Below are 22,209 nucleotides of genomic sequence, written 5' to 3'. Positions count from 1 at the left end.
TCATGTTTTCAAGAGATATAGGAATTGACTTAGGTACGGCAAATGTTTTAATTCACGTGAAAGGAAAGGGGGTTGTTCTGAATGAACCCTCTGTTGTCGCGATGGACCGTTCAAGTGGACGTGTACTAGAAGTTGGAGAAGCTGCTCGTCGGATGGTAGGACGAACGCCGGGAAATATTGAAGCGATTCGACCATTAAAAGATGGGGTTATTGCAGACTTTGATGTCACTGAATCGATGTTAAAGTACTTTATTAATAAGATTAATGTGCGTGGTATGTTTTCGAAGCCACGTATGTTGATTTGCTGCCCGACTAACATTACCAAAGTAGAACAAAAAGCAATTAAAGAAGCTGCTGAAAAATCAGGTGGAAAAAAAGTTTATTTGGAAGAAGAACCTAAAGTTGCAGCCATTGGTGCAGGGATGGATATCTTCCAACCTAGTGGTAATATGGTTGTTGATATCGGTGGTGGAACAACAGATGTCGCTGTCTTATCAATGGGTGATATAGTAACGGCACAATCGATAAAGATGGCCGGGGATAAATTTGATGGTGAGATTTTAAATTATGTTAAGCGGCAATATAAACTTTTAATCGGTGAGCGCACAGCAGAAGATATTAAGATTCATGTTGCGACTGTTTTTCCTGGAGCGCGTCAAGAATCCATTGATATACGCGGGCGTGATATGGTAACAGGTTTGCCTCGAACGATAACGATAAAATCAGATGAAATTGAAGAGGCATTACGTGAATCAGTCGCTGTTATCACACAAGCTGCTAAAAATGTACTAGAAAAGACACCACCTGAATTATCAGCGGACATCATTGATCGTGGTGTTATACTAACTGGTGGTGGCGCATTATTACATGGTATTGATCAATTGTTATCTGAGGAATTAAAAGTACCTGTCTTTTTAGCGGAAGAGCCGATGCATTGTGTAGCGAAAGGAACAGGGATTATGTTAGAAAATATTGATAAAATAGAGAAACGATCATTAATCTAGAAGTATTTTTGTTAAAACATTATCTTGTTTAAAAATGATTTTTAAGAAAAACCAGTTCAATTTGCGAAATTTGTGATAAAATAGACTTATTATTTGTCGGAAATTGAAAGGAAGTGGCCAATTGCTAAGAGGATATTATACTGCAGCAAGTGGTATGACAACGCAACAACGTCGCCAAGATACATTATCAAACAATATAGCTAATGCACAAACACCTGGTTTTAAACAAGATGAAGCGGCTGTGCGTGCATTTCCTGAGCTATTAATTAAGCGGATGGGGCAAGAAAATTTACCTACGACACGTCGGTTCTCTGTTCCACATGATCAGAATATTGGATCAATCAATACAGGTGTCTATGTTCAAGAGACGATTGCGGATCATCAACAAGGTGGCTTGCAAGAGACAGGAATGACAACGGATATGGCATTAGTTAATGGTGTTATTCCTGATGATATGGGGAGCATTTTCTTTACTGTGCAGAATGCTGCTGGTGAGGAACGCTATACGAGAAACGGGAATTTCACGATTGATGGTGAAGGTTATTTGACCACTAATCAAGGGTATTACGTGTTAGACCAAGCGGGTGAACCGATTTTTACTGACGGTCAATCTTTTTCGGTAACAAGCGAAGGTATTGTCGAAGTAGGGGATCAAGCTATTCCTTTAAATATCGCCTATACAGCTAATGTAAATGATCTTATTAAGGATGATGAAGATCTTTTTACACTAACAGATGAAGCGGGTGAAATGGTCGATGCGCGAGGCCTTGCTGGCTTATCCTTTTCTGTTGAACATCGTTTTCTAGAGACGTCTAATGTTGACCAAGTCCAAACGATGACGAACATGATGCAAGCATATCGTTTGTTCGAAACAAATCAGCAAGTATTACGTGCATATGATCAAAGTATGGATATCGCAGTTAATCAAATTGCGCGTTTGACTTAAGGAGTGATCAATAAATGAGTAGAATGAATGTTCAAGCTGCTGTTACAATGAATCAGCTTCAAAATAAAATTGATGTTATTGGTCATAATGTGGCTAACTCTAGTACAACAGGTTACAAGAACCGTTCCGCTAATTTCACCTCATTGCTGTATCAAAATATTGATAATTTTAGTGATGTTGCAGCTAACGCGACTGGACGTGTAACGCCACACGGTATTCGCTTAGGGTCAGGTGCTCGGCTAGGTCATACAAACATTGACTTGTCCGCAGGTACAATTAATACGACTGAAAGAGGTTTAGACATTGCTTTGCTTGAAGATAATCACATGCTACAAGTCGAAGTTACTGAGAATGGTGTGACTGAAACACGCTATACACGTGATGGTGGTCTCTATTTACAGCCATTTGGAGATAATCAGCTTATACTTTCAACAAGTGAAGGGCACCCTGTTATCGGACAAACGGGTGGACCGATTACTTTTGCTGATGATATAGAAGATATTTCGATTAATAATGCTGGGCAAATTGTTGTCCGTCGTGGTGGTCAAGAAGTTATTGAAGGACAATTAGCTATCGTAGAAGCGATTAGACCACAATTTCTCGAAGCAACAGGAGGTAACTTATTCCGGTTGCCTGACATCACTGATGAAGCTTATGTAGCAGCGGATATTATTGGTGACGTAGCTGCTATCGATAATCAAATTCAAAGTGGAGCTTTAGAATTATCCAATGTTGATCTTTCAACACAAATGACTGAATTAATTCAATCTCAACGTGCCTATCAGTATAATGCACGTACGATTACAATGCATGACCAGATGCGAGGACTTGTTAATCAATTACGCTAAGGAGTTTCAATTTATGCAACAGACAGATCAAAGCAAGGAAAGTAAAGCTAAGCAAGGAGATAAACGAACACGTCGTCAAAAGCGAAAAGAGGAAAAGCAACAGTCGACTAAACAACCGTTACGTCGAATTTTCCCTATTTGGCTACGTATTATTGTTATCTTTTTACTTTCATTTCTTGCCTTAATTGTGGGGATGATCGTCGGTTTTAGTGTCCTTGGAGATGGTGAGCCGTTAGATGTATTGCAATTTGAATTTTGGCAGCATATTCTTGACATTATTACTGGTGTTGAATAAGTAACGGATAAACAGATTAATGTTGTTGTTAATCTGTTTTTTCTATGACTGATTGATGATAAAACATGGACATATATAATGAAAGGAAGAGGATTAGATGCTTGATATTGAACAAATTAAAGCAACCATACCGCATAGGTACCCTTTTTTACTTGTAGATGAAATTACTGAAATTGATGAAGGCAAGCGTGTGGTCGGCAAGAAAAATGTAACGATCAATGAACCTTTTTTTCAAGGGCATTTTCCTGAATATCCCGTTATGCCAGGTGTATTGATTGTTGAAGCACTTGCCCAAACAGGAGCTGTTGCTATGCTTAGTAAAGAAGAGAACAAAGGCAAAATTGGTTTTCTTGCAGGTATTGATAAATGTCGATTTAAACGTCAAGTGAAGCCGGGAGATACACTAACGTTAGAAGTAGAAATCACCCGACTTAAAGGACCAATAGGTAAAGGGAAGGCAACAGCGTCTGTAGCAGGCGAGCTCGCTTGTGAAGCAGAAATTATGTTCGCCATTCAGTAAAGAGGTTGGGAACATAACTAAATAATGAAATGGCGTATCCGAACATTCTGAACAAAGCGTAGGAAAAACACGTAGACTCCTCGAAAATATCGAACGATTTTCTTCGTGCGATGTATGATCGAGGACGCTTTCCTTATCCTGTGGGAATAGCACGAGCTGAGGATCCACTGAGTGAAGTGTACTTCTTCACAGTGGAGGAATGTTAGACTAACCCCGTCCCGTCCTGGGACAACGTCTAACTGACCTACATCCTGTAGGCCCGAGGCCGTGCCCACGGAAAGCGACGTGTTTTACCGAAGCGCTACATGTATCAGACATTAATGTTCGGATTTTTCTTATCTTGTTACTCTTTTGTCCCAGTCTTTTTGCGTTAAGTACGTATAAAACCTTTAATTAGTGGCATTTTCGTTCTCCTTGATTAGACATTGCGTTTAGCGCACACCATTATTCTGATTTCGTCACCAATTAGAATAAGGTAACAAGCTTGTTTCCTTTAATCACAAGGAAACTAAATTTACCGATCATGACATAATAAAGTAATAAATCATGATTATAAATGTTAAACAAGGGCAAACTAACTACTGCAAACATAAATGAAAAGAGGTGACATATATTGCTTAACAAATTTTTGATGTCGCTAATGATGATCGGGTTGTTATTAGGTTGTGCGCAAGAACAAGAAGAGCCGACACCTGATGATCAACCGGCAGAAGACGAATTGCAAGAAGACATGGATAATATGGAAGAAGAGATGGAAGATAATCTAGAAGATGAAGAGATGGATGAGGAACAAACAGATCCTAATACAGATGAAACAGATGAACCATCTGATATGGGTGATGAAGATATGTTAGATGATGAAGAAGAATAAGTGCTCAAACTCACATAATACAACTGCTCCCCCAGCTAAACCTAGTTGGGGGAGCAGTTGTCAATTATAAACATTTCATTTAATGCATTGCTATATATAATATTTTACTAAAGAGGTGTTTTGAAACAAAGTTGTAACGTAAATTCCTCATAATGATATAATTATTACACGAAAGTTATCGGATTTTGTGATATACTGGGAGTATTGTTTTGGGATAATTGTAGATTAAAAGAGTTATAATCGTTATATCATTAAGTGATTATTGTGGGATTTGTGGTTGCACGCAAATCCCTTTAATTGTTGAAAGAAAGGTTGTCCTATTATGAAGAGAATAAAAGTGCTATTTTTTATTTATCAGATGGGCTCTGGAGGCGCTGCAAGAACGCTATTAAATATAATGAATAACCTTGATAGAGAGCGATTTGAACCAGTTTTGGTCACATTGGATTATAATGGTTCGTATGAATCAGAGGTTAAAGAAGATATTGTCTTTTTAAAGGTAGATACACAAAGATTAAGTCGATCCATTTTCAAATTAGCCAAAATCATTCGTCAACAACAAATTGATGTTATATTTAGTACGATTCCAAGAGTGAATACGATTGCTGTTTTGGCGAAGCTCCTATCATTTACGAAAGCAAAGAATGTCGTCCGTGAAGCTGACAATCTCGATGGAGGTTTGATCGAACGCTTAAAGCTAATCGGTTTTGGACGCATTTATAAAATGGCAGCCCAAGTCGTATCCCTTTCAGAAGGTGTTAAAGACAATTTAGTTGAAAAATATAAAATGAAGCGTGATCAAGTGAAAGTGATTTATAACCCTATTGACATAGTGGCGATTGAAGATAAGATTAAAAATGAAATACTCGAACCTAAATATATCGATTTGTTTAAAGAAGATGAGAAAACAATTGTTACTGCTGGACGCTTGGTCCCACAAAAGGATCAAACAACCCTATTAAACGCTTTTGCCCAAGTACAACAGAACATTGCTAGCCGATTAATTATTTTAGGTGAAGGCCCATTACAACCCTCATTAGAGATATTAGCGCAGCAACTTGGTATTACTGATCGTGTCCATTTCTTAGGTTTTCAACGTAATCCATATTTATTTTTTGCTAAGGCAGATTTGTTTGTACTCACTTCTAAACATGAAGGTTTTAGTCATGTTATTGCAGAGGCGCTTGCTACGGGAACACCAGTTGTTTCAACGAATTGTAAATCAGGTCCAGCAGAAGTACTTGCCAACGGCGAATACGGACGGTTAGTTGAGGTCGGGGATGTCGATAATCTAGCCTCAAACATGTTGGCGATTTTAACTTTAGCAAATAATGAACTTAGTGATATAATAAGCAGGGGTTATCAAAGAGCGGCGTTTTTCAATGCGCCTGGTATTGTTCGTCAATATGAAACTGTCTTTCTTGACGTGACCCGTTAGTTAGGAGTTGTTTAAGGTGTCAAACAAGGAAAAAGTCGTCCATTTAACGACCGTTCACCACCCATTTGATACACGGGTTTACCATAAAGAATGTCTCTCATTACATAGAGCAGGATATAATGTCACACTTGTTGCGCCATTTGAGGATCAAGTGACCGGGCAACAAACGGTAACGGATGAGGGTATTCAAGTCATAGCTACTAAGAAAAGAAATAATCGTTTTACCCGCATGCTTTTATCGACTTGGCAAACGTATAAGCTTGCCAAAGCTGAAAAGGCGTCATACTACCATTTCCATGATCCCGAATTAATCTGGGTGGGGTGGCTTTTAAAAAATAAAACCAATCATGTCGTATATGACATACATGAAGATTATTATACAAGTATTATGCAGAAAGATTATTTATGGTCATCGATTAGAAAATTAGTTGGGGCACTCTATAATAAAATAGAAAAGTTTTTTATTAAAAAGTTTAACCTGATATTGGCGGAAAAATACTACCAAGAGCGCTATCCGAAGGGACAAACCGTCCTTAATTATCCGATGATTAATCAACAATTGCTAAATCATGACCAGATTGATCACAAACCAGACCATGCCCTCATTTATACAGGCAATGTTACCGAAGTAAGAGGGGCGTTTTTACATGCAAACATCCCTAATTTACCTAGTCACCCAATGATTCATTTTATAGGTAAGTGTGACCAAGGACTAGCTAATAAAATGGAGCAAATAGCGGGCGAATATAAGGAGCACTTATTTTTTAATGGGATTAATCAGTTTGTCGATCGAAAAGATATTGATCAAGCTTATATCTCTAGAACGTGGTTAGCTGGTGTAGCCATCTTTCCCCCTACTGAACACTATATGAGAAAAGAATTGACTAAATTCTTTGAGTATATGAGTGCAGGGATCCCAATTATATGTTCTAATTTTCCGGTCTGGCAGGCGTTTATAGAGAAGTACAAATGTGGCTTAACGGTTGATCCGAACAATCCAGAAGATTGGCAACGTGCGATAAATTATTTAATAGATAATGAGCAAGAAAGACAGGCAATGGCTTACAATGGTCGCACCGCGATTGTCGAAGAACTCAATTGGGCAGTTGAAGAGGACAAACTCATCAACTGGTATCAACAACTGAAATTGTAAAAATAAGGTGGAAACAATTATGGATACACGAGATGAGCCGAAAGTCTCTGTTATTACCCCAACATATAATGCGGCACGTTTCATAGAGAACACAATAGTATCTGTCCAACAGCAATCCTATCAAAATTGGGAAATGGTTATCGTTGATGATCAGTCAACCGATGATACCGTTCGCGTCATCAACAAGTTAATGGAGCAGGATCAACGGATTCGATTAATAGAACTTAATACCAATCAAGGTCCAGCACGTGCACGAAATGTTGCACTGAAAGCAGCTGAGGGACGATATATTGCCTTTTTAGATAGTGATGACCAATGGTTAGTAAATAAATTGGAACAGCAAGTCTTATACATGCAACAGTCGAACGTCGCATTTACTTATACTGCCTATAATCGTGTCCAGCTCCATGATGATGGGCGCAAAGAAATAAAGGCTGTATCTGTACCTAGTCAGGTAACCTATAAGCAACTATTAAAACAAAATGTCATTGGTTGCCTAACGGTTATGATCGACGTTGAAAAAACAGGGCCTGTTCAAATGTTTGATATTAGGGCTCGACAAGATTATGCACTTTGGCTAGAATTAACAAGAAGAGGGTTTGAGGCTCATGGTATTAACGAGGTTCTAGCTAATTATTCTGTAAGAGTAGGTTCTTTATCAAGCAATAAAATAAAAATGGCCAAACAAAATTGGCGAGTCTATCGGGAAGTTGAAAAGCTAAGCTTACCTGTTGCGATTTGGTACTTTATCCATTATGCTTTTCTAAAAACAAAAGAATACTTCAGTTATTAGAAAAGCAATAAATAATTAATGCAATACCATAGAAATAATTAATGAGGTGCAAAGTGAATGAAAGCATATATACAGGAAATAATTAAGAGAAAAGATTTATTATTTTATCTCGTTTCTTCAGGATTAAAGGCGCAAAATAGAAATAGTTATTTAGGTTACTTTTGGTGGTTGTTAGATCCACTATTAAACGTCTTTATTTATTACTTTTTAATGGTAGTAATAGTAGGAAGAGGGGGCCCTGATTTTCCGGTTTATTTAGTCATAGGTTTAGTGGTTTGGCGTTGGATAAGTTCAACGATTAATTCTTCATCTAAAGCCATTACTAAATATTCAGGTATTATAAGTCAAGTTTACATGCCTAAGTCAATTTTCCCACTAGCTTTTTCAGTTACACAACTGTTTAACTTTTTATTTGGTTTAATTGTTATTGCAATTTTCTTATTTGCATTTAGAGTGGTGCCAACTTGGCATATTGTTTTTCTGCCTTACATTATATTAGTACAATTACTCTTTTTAATAGCGGTAAGCTTTTTGGTAGCTTATATTACTGTTTTTGTTCGCGATATTGATAATGTAATGAAACATATAGTTAGGTTGTTTTTCTATTCTTCCCCTATTATTTGGGAAGGAAGCAGATTGCCAGAACGTTTTGATTGGATTGTTGCAATAAATCCTGTGGCGATTGTAATGAATGCATACAGGGACATTTTAATGTATCATCGAATGCCAGATATAGGTGGTCTTTTTATTGTTGCGGTTATGTCTACACTGGCGATTTTGTATTTAATATACCACTATAGTAAAAATGAACACAAAATAATTAAAGCTTTATAAATGAGGGATTTTATTTATGACATCAAATTTTGAATCATCAACGGAACAGGAAGTTGTTATTGAGGCTAATAACCTAGGGGTGACATATAGTTCCACCTTTAGTAGAGATGATTATAAATCTCATGCTATTAAGTTTTTAACAAAGAAAAATAAAAAAAAGAATAAAAGTGATCAAAAAGTATTTTGGCCATTAAAAGGGTTAACGTTTACTGGATACAAAGGAGAGGTTCTTGGTATTGTAGGTTCAAATGGTTCCGGTAAAACAACTTTATGTAAGGTGCTATCAGGTATCTTAACGCCGGATCAAGGTGACCTAAAAGTTAATGGTAAGGTCTCTGTACTATTCTCAATGGGGATGGGGTTTAATAAAGATTTAACTGGAAAAGAAAATGTATATTTAAATGGTATGATGTTAGGTATTTCTAAAGAAAAGATAGATCAGTTCATTGATGATATCCATGAGTTTTCCGAATTGGAAGAATTCTTTAATCGCCCTATGAAAACATATTCAAGTGGTATGAAAGCTAGGTTAGGTTTTAGTGTCGCATCACATTTAGAACCAGAAATTCTTATCTTAGATGAAGCACTAAATACCGGGGATGCAGCTTTTGGTGATAAGGCAGCGGTGAAAATTAGGGAATTATTATCTAAAGCTAAAATGGTCATCATTGTAACCCACAGTCATAAGTACGCTGTAAAGAACTGTGACAGATTAATATGGCTTGAAAAGGGAGAGATCAGAGAAGTTGGTGATCCAAGTTATGTTATGAAGCAATATGAAGCTTCCCTGCCCCAAAGAAAACAATCTAAGAAAAGAAAATTGAATCTGTCCAAGACAAACATTGACATAAAAAATAACATAGTTATTGAAGCTGATAACTTAAGTATCTTATATAAACATAACAAAGATGAGTATTGGGCTCTAAATAAAATTAATTTTACAATTAACGAAGGGGAAATTGTCGGTTTAATAGGACATAATGGTGCAGGTAAAAGTACACTTTGTAAAGTTATGACAAAAATACTTGCTCCAGATGAAGGAAATATTAAAGTTGATGGAGACACTACAGCACTTTTAAACTATGGCACAGGATTTAATAAGCAGTTATCAGGTAAAGATAATATCTTACTTAACGGCATGTTAATGGGTATCCCAAAGAAACGCATGTTTGAAAATTATCAAGCTATTGTTTCATTTGCTGAGCTAAATAAAGTTATTGATAAGCCTATAAAAGAATATTCAAGCGGTATGAAGGCACGTTTGGGTTTTAGTATTGCAGCAACATTAAAACCTGATATTTTTATAATAGATGAAGCATTGTCTACAGGTGATATGGCATTTAAAGAAAAAGCAAGTGAACGTATTCAAAATATGATTGAAGATGCTAAAGCTGTAGTATTGGTTTCACATAGTATGTCAATGGTTGAAAAGATTTGTACTAGAGTAATATGGATGGAAAATGGACACATTAAATTTGATGGTGATTCCAAAGAAGGTGTACGTCGATATCGAGAAGATGTTAAAGCAAAAAGAACAAATAAAAAAGGTATCCTTATAAAATAACTATTTAAGGGCAACTTTAGCATAATTTACTTGTGTGAATGCTTAAAAATGAAAACATACCCAATACACATTAGCTCACATAATTTCTCAGTTATAAGAATTTAAGTGAGAGGGAGGAAATTATAGATGACACTTAATCACGATAATGACAGTTGGCTTACTTTCAACACTGATGATTTACCTAAAGAATTAGCTGATGAAAAAAGTAAGGTAATAAGATACGAGGAGCAGCTAAAAGAACTAAGAAAAGAACTGGATTCTATAAAAAAAACGAATAATAACCTAGTACTTTCGAAGAAAAAAATTGAAAAAAAATATAAAGGTATTAAAAAGAGTAGATCTTGGAAGCTAACTGCTTTGGCACGAAAATTTAAAGGGAAAAGCTCTATAGTAAATAAAACCAGTAACAGTAATCGTGTTGTGCCCAAAAGTAAGATAAATGATAATAACGGTAAAGCTGAAAAAGATATAGCTCTAGTAAAAAGGAATATGTTGAATTTTGGTTTTGAAGAAAAAGCAAACCAAGATTTACAAGATATTGTTCAAAATGGAGAAAGTCAATCTCATAAAAGATTAGCAGCAAGAGAACTTGTGTTGTGGTACTCCAATCTAAGAACAGTAGAAGGAGCTAAAAAAGCGCTTGAATTGTTGCCGATTGCATTAGAGGGTGAGACTAACGATTTAAAGGTTGCCCAACTATCTGTTTTAGAAATAGAGGCTTATATTATTCTAGGTGAAAAGTCTATGGCTTTAAAACCACTAGAAAGGGTTTCAAAATCAGATAGTAGTGCATTTTCTGATGCATTATTTACGGTTGCCAACATTGAAGAAAAGATGTCGAATAGAATTAGAAGGATAAATGAAGTTTTAACGATGCATAATTTAAAAAACATTGAATTTTCAACTGATGAAGATAAGGCAAACTATGATCGTATCTACGTTAAAAAGAATACATTGAAATACATTGAGCCTGGACCAAATGTGCCATTAATTTCGGTGGTAATGCCTGTATATAATGCTGAAACCTATGTTAAGACAGCTCTAGATGCTATGTTACAACAAACATGGAAAAATATAGAGCTTATTGTGGTGGATGATTGCAGTGAAGATAATACCACCACTATTGTTGAGCAATATCAACAAAAAGACTCAAGGATAAAATTGCTGAAAACAGCAAACAATGGAGGACCATACGTAGCAAGAAATATGGCATTAAAGATAGCAAAAGGGGAGTTTGTGACAACAAACGATTCAGATGATTGGTCACACCCACAAAAGCTAGAAATACAAGCTAAACATTTAATAAATAATCCTACCATTATAGGGAATACATCACAACAAGTACGAGCAACAAACGAATTGAAATTTTATAGAAGAGGTAATTATCGTTTGATGTTTACAAATATGTCTTCTTTTATGTTTAGAAGAGACCATCTACTAAGTGCTGTTGGTTATCTTGATTGTGTCAGGTTTGGTGCTGACGCTGAGTATTTGCGTAGAATAAATAAGTATTTCGGTAGAGGTGTTGTAGTGAATTTGAAAACTGGTCCACTATCTTTTCAGCGCCAGTCTAGCACTTCTTTAACTGGGAATTCAGCCTTTGGATATCATGGCTATTTTATGGGAGCAAGAAGAGAGTATGTTGAATCACAAGGCTATTACCATAATTCCGCTGATAGTCTTTATTATCCTTTTCCGATGAAAAATAGACTATTTCCTGTTCCTGAACCAATGTGGCCTACACGAGAAGATAAAGATAATAAAGGGAAGCGTTACTTTGATGTCATTATAATTCAGGATTTCAGATTTTCTTTAGATTATAGTAGTAAGTTGATTTCTCATTATTTAGATAACGCTGATAAAGATTTACGAGTGGGTCTTGTACAGATGTACCAATACAATCTATCTAATCAAGACAAAATTAATTCAGAACTAAGAAGTTATATTGATGGAGATAAAGTGCAAATGCTTGTATATGGTGAAAATATAAAGTGTAATTCGTTAATTATATTAGATCCGACAGTATTTGAATATAAGCAAAAATTCACGCCGCAAATTGAGACGAATGTAATCAAAGTGATTGATTCTAATAACTCTTTAAATAAGAGGACAAAAGGCAGAGAACAATTAAAAGCCATGTTAGCGAATGTTTATAGTAGCTTCAATGATTATGGCACGTGGCACATGAAAGAGGTAGAGGAATATAAGGATATCTTTGAAGGCTTAATGATTGAAGTGACAGATATTGATACTTTAAATGAAGTTTGAAACCAATCTACTGCTTAATTAAGGGGTGAAGAATATGAAAAAGCACGTTTATATAATTGTTCGTTATAGTATGTTAACAATTGATGGAGCAGATTGGAAAATCGGAAGAGTTTCCTATGACAATTATAAGAAAAGTTTGTTTGATAGTAAAAGATTAGAGCAACGGGAACATTTATTTAAGTCAATAACATTACCATCAGTAGCTAGTATGGAAAAAAATGAAGATATTGATTTTAGTTTGTTAATAATTACTTCTCAAGAATTGCCAGAAAAACACATGCAACAATTAAAGGAAATTATTTCTCCTTATAATTGGGCAAAAATAGTAGTTACCAATAGTGAAAATACTATGATTAAAACAATCGAAGATGTGGTAGAAAAAGAGGTTAGTCACCATGGTGATGCTCTATGTTATTTAACAACGAGGCTAGATGATGACGATGCATTAAGTAGAAATTTCATAAGTGAAGTTAGCCCATATTTATCAACAGCATACAATGGCTTTTGTCTTTCTTTTGCTAAAGGTTATACTGGTATTTTTAATGAAGAGCGTAATACTTTTGAATCTATTCACAGTAACTATTCACCTAAAATTGCATTAGGTCTTTCATATATTAATACATACGATCCAAATATGAAAAACCCTTTTGCTAAATCTATATTAAGTATATATGGTGCTGGTCCCCATACAAATGTCGACCAAATTTTCCCAACTATTGTGGATTCAAAGAAAAGTTTATATCTTAGAACAATACATGCAAAAAGTGATACTATTAGTGAAGAGCAGCTTAGAAAAACAAAAAGAAAATCTATTGTTAGTCCGATTGCAATCAGCGATGAATTTGATATTAACATTGAGATTGAAAATGATATTTATAAGCAAGCTATTAAAGAAGAAGAATTAAAAAATGAAATCAGGCATCAAAGAGAAGTAATTAAGAATATGAAAAATCGAATTAAGCAACTTGAGAACCAAGAAACGAATATAGGTGACCACTTAACTTGGAGTGAAAATGAAGAGGGTAATGACCTAAGAGGAAAACTACAAAAAGAACAACAAAAAAAAGAAAAAATTATACAAGAGATTAATCATTTAATTATTGAAGTAGGAAAAGAAAATAAACGAAACAAAAGGCTAACAAATGAAAAGAAACAAGTAGAGAAGAAACTGTTTGAATTAGAGTCAAGTCATTCTTGGCGAATAACTAAACCTTTGAGAAACATAGTGAAAAATACCAATAAGGGTGTTAAAAACCAGCAAAAAGATGAAAATAAGATTGTGGGAACTTCTCCTAAAGACGCCCTTAGTGACAAAGTTGAGCATGTAAAGCAGCTTAAGTCTGATGCAGATATTTATTTGGAAAAAGGGGAATTATTGGGATATTTGGAAGAGCAAAATGATCGCTATGTAAAAGAAAAGAAAAATCTAAATTCACTTTATTTCCATGTAGCTAGAAAATTAAAAAGTCATTCCAGTCGTGAAAAAACAAGGTTATTTGAGCATATTTTACAATACACTAACATTAAAGATCAGCAAGAGTTTGTTCTCAAAGAAGCTGAAAATCAGGGTGTTTCACTAAAAAGATTGGCTTCGTTTAGAGTATCTATGAATTTAAGGTCAGTAAAACGAGAACTGATGATTGACCTTCCAGAATGGAAATTAAATGACAAAAAATATGCATATAACTTTATAGATCTGCTAAACGTTAAGCGCCCTTGGACGGATAATAATATCTATACATTTAAACAAATACCTAAAAAAACTAATATTGCTATAAAACCAACACAAGGAGCAGCTTCTAGAGGTGTTTACCTTGTGATATCAGATAATAAAATACTGGACGTGCATAAGTCGGCAGAGATATCGAACTGGTCAGAGATGTTAGCTAACATGGAGGATGATATAAAACAAGGTAGAGTTTTTAAAGATGAATGGATTATTGAAGAGCTTATTTTTGAAGATGATCGTTTAACTCCCGCAAGAGATTATAAATTCCTTTGTTTTTATGGAAAAGTTGAACTAATTACAGAAATCAGTCGTTTCCCTTCGAAAAGCCATTGTTGGTGGAACAGAGCGGGGGAAATTGTGAAAACTGGTGTTTTTGAAAAAACTTTTTTTGAAGGAAATGGCGTTCCAGAAGAATTAATTCAACAGGTTGAATTAATTAGCAAGGAAATACCTACTCCATTTATGAGAATTGACTTTTTAAAGACTAAAGAGGGTATGGTTTTTGGGGAGTTTACGCCAAGACCAGGAACCTTTTCTAAGTTTAATGAAAAGGTCGATAACCAATTGGGTATTAGTTATTTGGAAGCTGAAGAAAGATTAATGAATGATATCCTAAATGGAAAGCGTTTTGACAATTTCAAGGAGTATGTAAGGTCACTCTAGTATAAATATACAAATACTGAGTGAAGAAGGGGAAATAAGTAATGAGCAAAAAAACCATAGGTATATTAGGTGGTATGGGACCGGCAGCTACTGTAGAATTATTTAATAGAATTGTAACCATGGCAGATGTTCAAAAAGATCAGGACCATGCCAAAGTTATTATTATAAATGATCCTCAAATTCCAGATCGAACTGATTTTCTTTTGAATAATGGGGTGAGCCCAATTCCTCAGTTAAAAAAAAATATTGATACTTTGCAAACGGCGGGGGCTGATTACATTTTAATTCCATGTATGACTGCCCACAGCTTTATAAATGAATTGCAAGCGGGTTGTGAAGCAAAAATTGTTAATGCGATAGATTTGGTAAACAAATATATTATTAATGATGCCCAAATAAGTGATAAGATTGGATTGATGGCAACCTCAGGTTCGATTAAATCAAGTGTATTCAAAAAAGGGATAGATAATAACTTGGTTATTCCAGACGAACCATTACAGGCTAGTATAATGAAGTTAATATACAAGATTAAATCTGAAAATGTCGCTGATGGTGATTATTTATATTTTGCTGAATTAGTTGATCAATTTAAAAAAGACAATGTAAGAGCGGTTATAACTGGTTGTACTGAATTAAGCTTATTAACTAATAAGGTTATAACAACTTCTCTAATTATTGACCCCTTAACCTTATTAGCAAAAGAGGCAATTAAATTAAGTGGTATTTGATTTATTCTCACGATAACCGTCTGTAATAAGACGTTCGGAGAGTAGTACTCGTCTATTTAGATGCTACTCTCCTGATTAATTCAACTAACAATCAGTGAAAGAAAAACGTAAACTTCCACTCATTTAAAGGTCCGTTTCATGAAAAAGTAGTATGGTATCTTAGATACCATACTATTTTACTATTAACTTTCTATTTTTAGTTTAGTATAGTAATAGGGAGAAGGGAGGGGAAAAAGATCAAAAAAGGGTTTGTATTAACTGTAATATTTATGTTATTTATGGCTTCCCCACTATCAAATATTGCCGTATACGGCAATAGTATTGATGAAGAAGGCAAGAGCGAACAGGTAAATTCGTCTGGGTCGATTGATTCAGAAGAGGTGTCTGCTGATAAAGAAGGCACTGAGGCTGATGCATCAGAAAAAGAGGATCAACAAAAAGAAGCTGTAAACAGCCAGTCTGAAGAGGAGAGAGAAGAAACTTCAGAACAAAGTGAAGATTCCGAACAGAAAAATGAATCGGATGAGGAAGCTGATAGTTTCTCAATGAGTGTTGCTTCAACTAGTCGAGAATACAAGCGAGGCGATGTTGGTCAAGAAATTCTAGACTTTAAAGTAATGTTGGCCAAAATAGGGTTTGGTGTATCAAGTAATCCAACATATACCTATGGTCCGTCTACAGAAGCAACCGTTCGAGAGTTTCAAGACTATTTTGGATTAACAGTGACAGGTGTAGCAGATGAAGCAACCATTCAAAAAGTAGAAGCGAGCTATAACTCCCCATATCAAAGAGGAAATATGAGTGGAGAGATTCGAGATCTTAAATTAGATCTTAACAAACTTGGCTTCTCTGTATCGAATAACCCGACCTTTACTTTCGGTCCAACGACAGAAGAGGAAGTGAAGAACTTCCAGCGCCATTATGGTCTTGTGGTCAATGGGATAATCGATGAAGTGACATTGGCAAAGATCAATGAGCTAAAGGAATCATTAGATGGTGCTTTAACTCCGGGCTCAAATAATCAAGCCGTTTACGAGATGAAGCTTAAGCTAAACAAGATCGGCTTTTTTATCACAGAAAATCCGAACGCTAATTATGGTCCACAAACAGAAGCCGCAGTCAAAGCGTTCCAAGAGTATTTCGGTTTGTCAGTGACGGGCACAGCAGATGAAGCAACGTTAGAAAAGATTGAAGCGACCTATAACTCGCCATATCAAAGAGGAAATATGAGTGGAGAGATTCGAGATCTTAAATTAGATCTTAACAAACTTGGCTTCTCTGTATCGAATAACCCGACCTTTACTTTTGGCCCAACGACAGAAGAGGAAGTGAAGAACTTCCAGCGCCATTATGGTCTTGTGGTCAATGGGATAATCGATGAGGTGACATTGGCAAAGATCAATAAGCTAAAGGAATCGTTAGGTGGAGCTTTAATTCCAGGTTCAAATAATCAAGCGGTTTATGAGATGAAGCTAAGATTAAATAAGATCGGCTTCTTCATTACAGAAAATCCGAATGCTAACTATGGTTCACAAACAGAAGCCGCAGTCAAAGCATTCCAAGAGTATTTCGGCTTGTCAGCGACGGGCACAGCAGATGAAGCCACGTTAGAAAAGATTGAAGCGACCTATAACTCGCCTTATCAAAGAGGAAATATGAGTGGAGAGATTCGAGATCTTAAATTAGATCTTAACAAACTTGGCTTCTCTGTATCGAATAACCCGACCTTTACTTTCGGTCCAACGACAGAAGAAGAAGTGAAGAACTTCCAACGGCATTATGGTCTTGTCGTCAATGGGATAATCGATGAAGTGACATTGGCAAAGATCAGTGAATTATTAGCAGCACCATTGGAGCCAGGATTATATCGACGAGATGTTTATGAGATGAAATTAAAGCTTAATGAGTTAGGCTTTCTTGGTGTAAAAAATCCAGACTATAATTATGGTCCACAAACAGAAGCCGCAGTAAAGGCATTCCAAGAGTATTTTGGCCTGTCGGTGACGGGAATAGCTGATGATCAAACGATTGAGACTTTAGATTATGAGCTAAATAATGCTCTTCGAAGGGGACAAAGCCATAATGGGGTTGGAGATTTAAAATCCTCTTTAAACCAGATTGGATTTAGTGTGTCTATGGATTATCCTAATGATTATGGACCAGGAACTGAAGCTACGGTGAAGGCATTTCAAGAATACTATGGCTTAAGGAATAGTGGTATAGCTGATACGATTACTCTAGATATGTTAAATTCAATCGTCAACAGTCCATTTCGATTAGGACAGTCAGATGGGGATGTTCACCAATTAAAAGCTCAACTAAATAAGTTAGGTTTTCCAGTAGGGATGAATTATCCTAACAATTACGGTCCTGATACCGAAAAACACGTTAAAGATTTCCAAAATCACTATGGGTTAGTTGTAAATGGTATAGCAGATCCTGTAACCTTAAATCGAATAGAAGAACTTCTAAATAGCCCGTTGCAAAATGGTAAGAGTCATAGCAGTTTACCTCAATATAAAGAAATGCTTAATGTCTTGGGATATGATGGTCTATCTGTAAATAATGATTACTTTGGAGACAATACTGAACGTAGAGTGAAAGAGTATCAAAAAGATAATCATTTACCTGTGAGTGGTATTTTAGATCAGATAACTATTGATGTTCTAACAAATGCATATAATAGTAACTCAATCAAGATATTCATTGACCCTGGACATGGGGGAACTGATCCTGGAGGAATTGGTTTTGGCTTAAAAGAGAAAGATCTAGCTTTAGATATCTCATTGAGTGCCGCCTCTTATTTAGAAGAAAGGTATCAATTTGTGGATGTGAGATTATCAAGAACTACCGATACAACATTGGCTCTAAAAGAACGTTCACAAATGGCAAACGCTTGGGAAGCTGATTACTTTGTCAGTGTCCATACCAATGCACATAATGGCCAGGCTCGTGGCTTTGAGTCATTTATATTTAATGGTAATGTTTCTTCAACAACGGTTAGACATCAAGAAAATATTCACAGTTATATTATTGGTGAGATGGGCGTGCATGATCGAGGTATGAAAAGAGCCGATTTTAGTGTGTTGCGCAATACAAATATGCCAGCTATCTTACTAGAATTTTTATTCATTGACAATCAGGCTGACAATGAGTTATTAAGGGATAGAGCTTATAGAGAATGGTTAGGTGTTATAACAGCAGAAGCTATAGCCGAATCATTTAATTTACAAAGAAAATAAGTCCATCTAATAAATTTTGCTGACTTGTTAGTATGCGAATAAAAGATCAAACTATTTAAAATTCTGATTACAGAGTTTTAAATAGTTTTTTTTGATTACAAAATGATTTAGTGAAAAAGAGTGACTTTATACTAAGAATTATAGAAATGAATGTATATCATACTATTTTACTATTAACTTTCTATTTTCAGTTTAGTATAGTAATAGGGAGAAGGGAGGGGAAAAAGATCAAAAAAGGGTTTGTATTAACTGTAATATTTATGTTATTTATGGCTTTCCCACTATCAAATATTGCCGTATATGGCAATAGTATTGATGAGGAAGGCAAGAGTGAACAGGTAGATTCGTCTGGGTCGATTGATTCAGAAGAGGCGGATGAAGAAGAGGTGTCTGTTGATAAAGGGAATCAGCAATCTGATGAATTAAGTGAGGATAAAGAAGGCACTGAGGCTGATGCATCAGAAAAAGAGGATCAACAAAAAGAAGCTGTAAACAGCCAGTCTGAAGAGGAGAGAGAAGAAACTTCAGAACAAAGTGAAGATTCCGAACAGAAAAATGAATCGGATGAGGAAGCTGATAGTTTCTCAATGAGTGTTGCTTCAACTAGTCGAGAATACAAGCGAGGCGATGTTGGTCAAGAAATTCTAGACTTTAAATTAATGTTGGCCGAAATAGGGTTTGGTGTATCAAGTAATCCAACATATACCTATGGTCCGTCTACAGAGGCAACCGTTCGAGAGTTTCAAGACTATTTTGGACTAGCAGTGACAGGTGTAGCAGATGAAGCAACCATTCAAAAAGTAGAAGCGAGCTATAACTCCCCATATCAAAGAGGAAATATGAGTGGAGAGATTCGAGATCTTAAATTAGATCTTAACAAACTTGGCTTCTCTGTATCGAATAACCCGACCTTTACTTTCGGTCCAACGACAGAAGAGGAAGTGAAGAACTTCCAGCGCCATTATGGTCTTGTGGTCAATGGGATAATCGATGAAGTGACATTGGCAAAGATCAATGAGCTGTTAGAAGCCCCCATGGGGCCTGGATTATATCGACAAGATGTGCGTGAGATGAAGCTTAAGCTAAACAAGATCGGCTTTTTTATCACAGAAAATCCGAACGCTAATTATGGTCCACAAACAGAAGCCGCAGTCAAAGCGTTCCAAGAGTATTTCGGTTTGTCAGTGACGGGCACAGCAGATGAAGCAACGTTAGAAAAGATTGAAGCGACCTATAATTCGCCATATCAAAGAGGAAATATGAGTGGAGAGATTCGAGATCTTAAATTAGATCTTAACAAACTTGGCTTCTCTGTATCGAATAACCCGACCTTTACTTTCGGTCCAACGACAGAAGAGGAAGTGAAGAACTTCCAGCGCCATTATGGTCTTGTGGTCAATGGGATAATCGATGAAGTGACATTGGCAAAGATCAATGAGCTACTAGATGAAACTTTGATGCCAGGATCGAATAATCAAGCGGTTTATGAGATGAAGTTAAAATTAAATAAGATCGGCTTCTTCATTACAGAAAATCCGAATGCTAACTATGGTTCACAAACAGAAGCAGCGGTCAAAGCATTCCAAGAGTACTTTGGTTTGTCGGTGACGGGGATTGCAGATAATCAAACGTTAGAAAAGATTGAAGCGACCTATAACTCGCCTTATCAAAGAGGAAATATGAGTGGGGAAATTCGAGATCTTAAATTAGATCTTAATAAACTTGGCTTCTCCGTATCGAATAACCCGACCTTTACTTTCGGTCCAACGACAGAAGAGGAAGTGAAGAACTTCCAACGGCATTATGGTCTTGTCGTCAATGGAATTATCGATGAAGTGACGTTGGCGAAGATCAATGAGTTATTAGCATCGACTTTAGGGCCAGGTTCAAACAATCAAGCGGTTTATGAGATGAAGTTAAAGTTAAATAAGATTGGTTTCTTCATTACTCAGAATCCGAACTCTAACTATGGTCCACAAACAGAAGCTGCAGTGAAAGCATTTCAAGAATATTTTGGATTAGCAGTGACAGGGATTGCAAATAACCTTACGTTGCAAAAAATTGATGAAACCTATTACTCACCTTATCAACGAGGGAACTTAGGTGAAAATATTTATAACTTCAAAGTGGATCTAGCAAAGATAGGTTACTTAGTTTCTAGTAATATAACTTACACCTATGGTCCATCTACTGAAGCAGCTGTTATTCAATTTCAAAAGGACTTTAATTTAAGAGTTACTGGGATAGCTGATGAAGTGACACGTAATAAAGTTGCAGAATTAGTCGAATCAGGGTACGAATATTTAACCTATACAACATATGACATAACACTATCTTCTGCTGTTCAAGATCAGTTAAATAAATCACCTCAAACGACGACGCCAAGAGGCTACGTTCATAAAGATTATATTAATAATGGCACTGTGAGAGTTAGTGAATGGAGTTCACTTAATGTTAGAAGTAAACCAAGTTCAAACTCGAAAGTCATTGGGACATTATCAAATGGTCAAAGTGTTAGTGTAGTAGGTCAAACTGGTGATTGGCTTGATGTCGTTTACAGTGCAAGTGGTTTATTCCATCATGCAAGTCAAGCAGCTGTTCTTGAGTATTTAGATCCAACAAGAAATGATATATACCAACATCTAGTGTTGGATCAACCAGCCGGGTTATCAGCTACACAGATTAATCCTGTACTTCGTGGTAAAGGGACATTAGATGGTCAAGGTCAAAGTTTTATTGATGCTGCAAAAACTAATGGTGTTAATGAAATTTATTTAATATCTCATGCCATATTAGAAACAGGCAATGGATCATCTCGATTAGCCTCTGGTATAGAAGTTGGACGGAACAAAGATGGAAATCTAGAATTAGTGAATTCCAGTAACAGAAGTGATTTATCGAATATACGTACAACATATAATATGTTTGGAATTGGGGCAGCGGATGCGGATCCGAATCGATTAGGTGCAATATATGCTTATAATGCTGGTTGGTTCACACCTCGAGAAGCAATAATAGGAGGATCAGCATTTATTTCCGATAGTTATTTTGCTAGAGGACAAAATACGCTCTACAAAATGCGATGGAATTATAAGTATCCTCATTTACAAAATCCTAATTTTTATCCTCAATATGCAACGGATATAGGTTGGGCTGTAAAACAAACACAAAATATTAAGTCATTGTATAATCAGGTATCAAATCCAGTATTAAGATTTGATGTTGTAAACTACAGATAAATGTAGACTGAATTTCAACTTAACTCAAGCAAAAATACATGTTTTAGTGTATTTTGTTTGAGTTTTTTATTTTA

Annotated in this window: 16 protein-coding genes; all 16 read left to right on the top strand. The window is 35.9% G+C overall.

Annotation, left to right across the window (positions count from 1 at the left end):
- The first annotated feature begins 2 nt into the window (after positions 1–2).
- The 16 genes from mreB to B494_RS20095 all read left to right on the top strand — a co-directional run bounded on the left by mreB (position 3) and on the right by B494_RS20095 (position 22,135).
- Positions 3–1,004, top strand: coding sequence for a rod shape-determining protein (gene mreB / locus B494_RS0103695; RefSeq protein WP_017471020.1), 1,002 nt, complete (start codon positions 3–5; stop codon positions 1,002–1,004).
- Positions 1,005–1,125: 121 nt separating this feature from the next.
- Positions 1,126–1,950 (top strand): flagellar hook-basal body protein, encoded by an 825-nt coding sequence (locus B494_RS0103690; protein WP_017471019.1) that lies wholly within the window; start codon positions 1,126–1,128, stop codon positions 1,948–1,950.
- A 14-nt stretch (positions 1,951–1,964) separates the two neighbouring features.
- The gene (locus B494_RS0103685; RefSeq protein ID WP_017471018.1) at positions 1,965–2,798 is read left to right on the top strand and encodes a flagellar hook-basal body protein; all 834 of its coding nucleotides are present in this window, start codon (positions 1,965–1,967) and stop codon (positions 2,796–2,798) included.
- 13 nt (positions 2,799–2,811) lie between these two features.
- Positions 2,812–3,093 (top strand): DNA-directed RNA polymerase subunit beta, encoded by a 282-nt coding sequence (locus B494_RS0103680; protein ID WP_017471017.1) that lies wholly within the window; start codon positions 2,812–2,814, stop codon positions 3,091–3,093.
- Between the two features lie 97 nt (positions 3,094–3,190).
- Positions 3,191–3,613 carry a 3-hydroxyacyl-ACP dehydratase FabZ gene (gene fabZ, locus B494_RS0103675; protein ID WP_017471016.1) on the top strand — a complete coding sequence of 141 codons (423 nt, stop codon included), beginning with the start codon at positions 3,191–3,193 and terminating at the stop codon, positions 3,611–3,613.
- Between the two features lie 613 nt (positions 3,614–4,226).
- On the top strand, positions 4,227–4,484 hold the full coding sequence (locus B494_RS18915) for a hypothetical protein (protein WP_017471015.1): 258 nt from the start codon (positions 4,227–4,229) through the stop codon (positions 4,482–4,484).
- Between the two features lie 322 nt (positions 4,485–4,806).
- On the top strand, positions 4,807–5,922 hold the full coding sequence (locus tag B494_RS0103665) for a glycosyltransferase (RefSeq protein ID WP_017471014.1): 1,116 nt from the start codon (positions 4,807–4,809) through the stop codon (positions 5,920–5,922).
- A gap of 16 nt (positions 5,923–5,938) precedes the next feature.
- Positions 5,939–7,075 carry a glycosyltransferase gene (locus B494_RS0103660; protein ID WP_017471013.1) on the top strand — a complete coding sequence of 379 codons (1,137 nt, stop codon included), beginning with the start codon at positions 5,939–5,941 and terminating at the stop codon, positions 7,073–7,075.
- A 19-nt stretch (positions 7,076–7,094) separates the two neighbouring features.
- Positions 7,095–7,868: a glycosyltransferase family 2 protein gene (locus B494_RS0103655; RefSeq protein WP_017471012.1), complete on the top strand. Its 774-nt coding sequence runs from the start codon at positions 7,095–7,097 to the stop codon at positions 7,866–7,868.
- Positions 7,869–7,925: 57 nt separating this feature from the next.
- On the top strand, positions 7,926–8,702 hold the full coding sequence (locus tag B494_RS0103650; protein ID WP_017471011.1) for an ABC transporter permease: 777 nt from the start codon (positions 7,926–7,928) through the stop codon (positions 8,700–8,702).
- A 16-nt stretch (positions 8,703–8,718) separates the two neighbouring features.
- Positions 8,719–10,266: an ABC transporter ATP-binding protein gene (locus B494_RS0103645; RefSeq protein ID WP_017471010.1), complete on the top strand. Its 1,548-nt coding sequence runs from the start codon at positions 8,719–8,721 to the stop codon at positions 10,264–10,266.
- A 126-nt stretch (positions 10,267–10,392) separates the two neighbouring features.
- Positions 10,393–12,534, top strand: a complete 2,142-nt coding sequence (locus B494_RS18910) for a glycosyltransferase family 2 protein (protein ID WP_017471009.1) — start codon at positions 10,393–10,395, stop codon at positions 12,532–12,534.
- 34 nt (positions 12,535–12,568) lie between these two features.
- Positions 12,569–14,926 (top strand): ATP-grasp fold amidoligase family protein, encoded by a 2,358-nt coding sequence (locus tag B494_RS20105; protein WP_017471008.1) that lies wholly within the window; start codon positions 12,569–12,571, stop codon positions 14,924–14,926.
- A 41-nt stretch (positions 14,927–14,967) separates the two neighbouring features.
- The gene (gene cuyB / locus B494_RS0103630; protein ID WP_017471007.1) at positions 14,968–15,654 is read left to right on the top strand and encodes a cysteate racemase; all 687 of its coding nucleotides are present in this window, start codon (positions 14,968–14,970) and stop codon (positions 15,652–15,654) included.
- A gap of 269 nt (positions 15,655–15,923) precedes the next feature.
- A complete protein-coding gene (locus tag B494_RS20780) occupies positions 15,924–18,896 on the top strand; it encodes a peptidoglycan-binding protein (protein ID WP_051128208.1) in 2,973 nt (990 codons plus the stop codon).
- Positions 18,897–19,042: 146 nt separating this feature from the next.
- Positions 19,043–22,135 (top strand): peptidoglycan-binding protein, encoded by a 3,093-nt coding sequence (locus B494_RS20095; RefSeq protein WP_017471005.1) that lies wholly within the window; start codon positions 19,043–19,045, stop codon positions 22,133–22,135.
- Positions 22,136–22,209 lie beyond the last annotated feature (74 nt).

This window comes from Amphibacillus jilinensis Y1 (genome assembly GCF_000306965.1).
Classification (GTDB): Bacteria; Bacillota; Bacilli; order Bacillales; family Amphibacillaceae; genus Amphibacillus_C; species Amphibacillus_C jilinensis.
The sequence above is the reverse complement of the archived record's forward strand: the minus strand, read 5'-3'. Positions and strand labels throughout refer to the sequence as shown.

Bases quoted from the DNA above. Each gene is read 5' to 3' on its own strand.
- mreB (WP_017471020.1), top strand. From the start codon at position 3: ATGTTTTCAAGAGATATAGGAATTGACTTAGGTACGGCAAATGTTTTA.
- fabZ (WP_017471016.1), top strand. From the start codon at position 3,191: ATGCTTGATATTGAACAAATTAAAGCAACCATACCGCATAGGTACCCT.
- B494_RS20095 (WP_017471005.1), top strand. From the start codon at position 19,043: ATGAATGTATATCATACTATTTTACTATTAACTTTCTATTTTCAGTTT.
- B494_RS20105 (WP_017471008.1), top strand. From the start codon at position 12,569: ATGAAAAAGCACGTTTATATAATTGTTCGTTATAGTATGTTAACAATT.
- B494_RS18910 (WP_017471009.1), top strand. From the start codon at position 10,393: ATGACACTTAATCACGATAATGACAGTTGGCTTACTTTCAACACTGAT.
- cuyB (WP_017471007.1), top strand. From the start codon at position 14,968: ATGAGCAAAAAAACCATAGGTATATTAGGTGGTATGGGACCGGCAGCT.
- B494_RS0103685 (WP_017471018.1), top strand. From the start codon at position 1,965: ATGAGTAGAATGAATGTTCAAGCTGCTGTTACAATGAATCAGCTTCAA.
- B494_RS20780 (WP_051128208.1), top strand. From the start codon at position 15,924: ATGTTATTTATGGCTTCCCCACTATCAAATATTGCCGTATACGGCAAT.
- B494_RS0103655 (WP_017471012.1), top strand. From the start codon at position 7,095: ATGGATACACGAGATGAGCCGAAAGTCTCTGTTATTACCCCAACATAT.
- B494_RS0103665 (WP_017471014.1), top strand. From the start codon at position 4,807: ATGAAGAGAATAAAAGTGCTATTTTTTATTTATCAGATGGGCTCTGGA.
- B494_RS0103680 (WP_017471017.1), top strand. From the start codon at position 2,812: ATGCAACAGACAGATCAAAGCAAGGAAAGTAAAGCTAAGCAAGGAGAT.
- B494_RS0103645 (WP_017471010.1), top strand. From the start codon at position 8,719: ATGACATCAAATTTTGAATCATCAACGGAACAGGAAGTTGTTATTGAG.
- B494_RS0103650 (WP_017471011.1), top strand. From the start codon at position 7,926: ATGAAAGCATATATACAGGAAATAATTAAGAGAAAAGATTTATTATTT.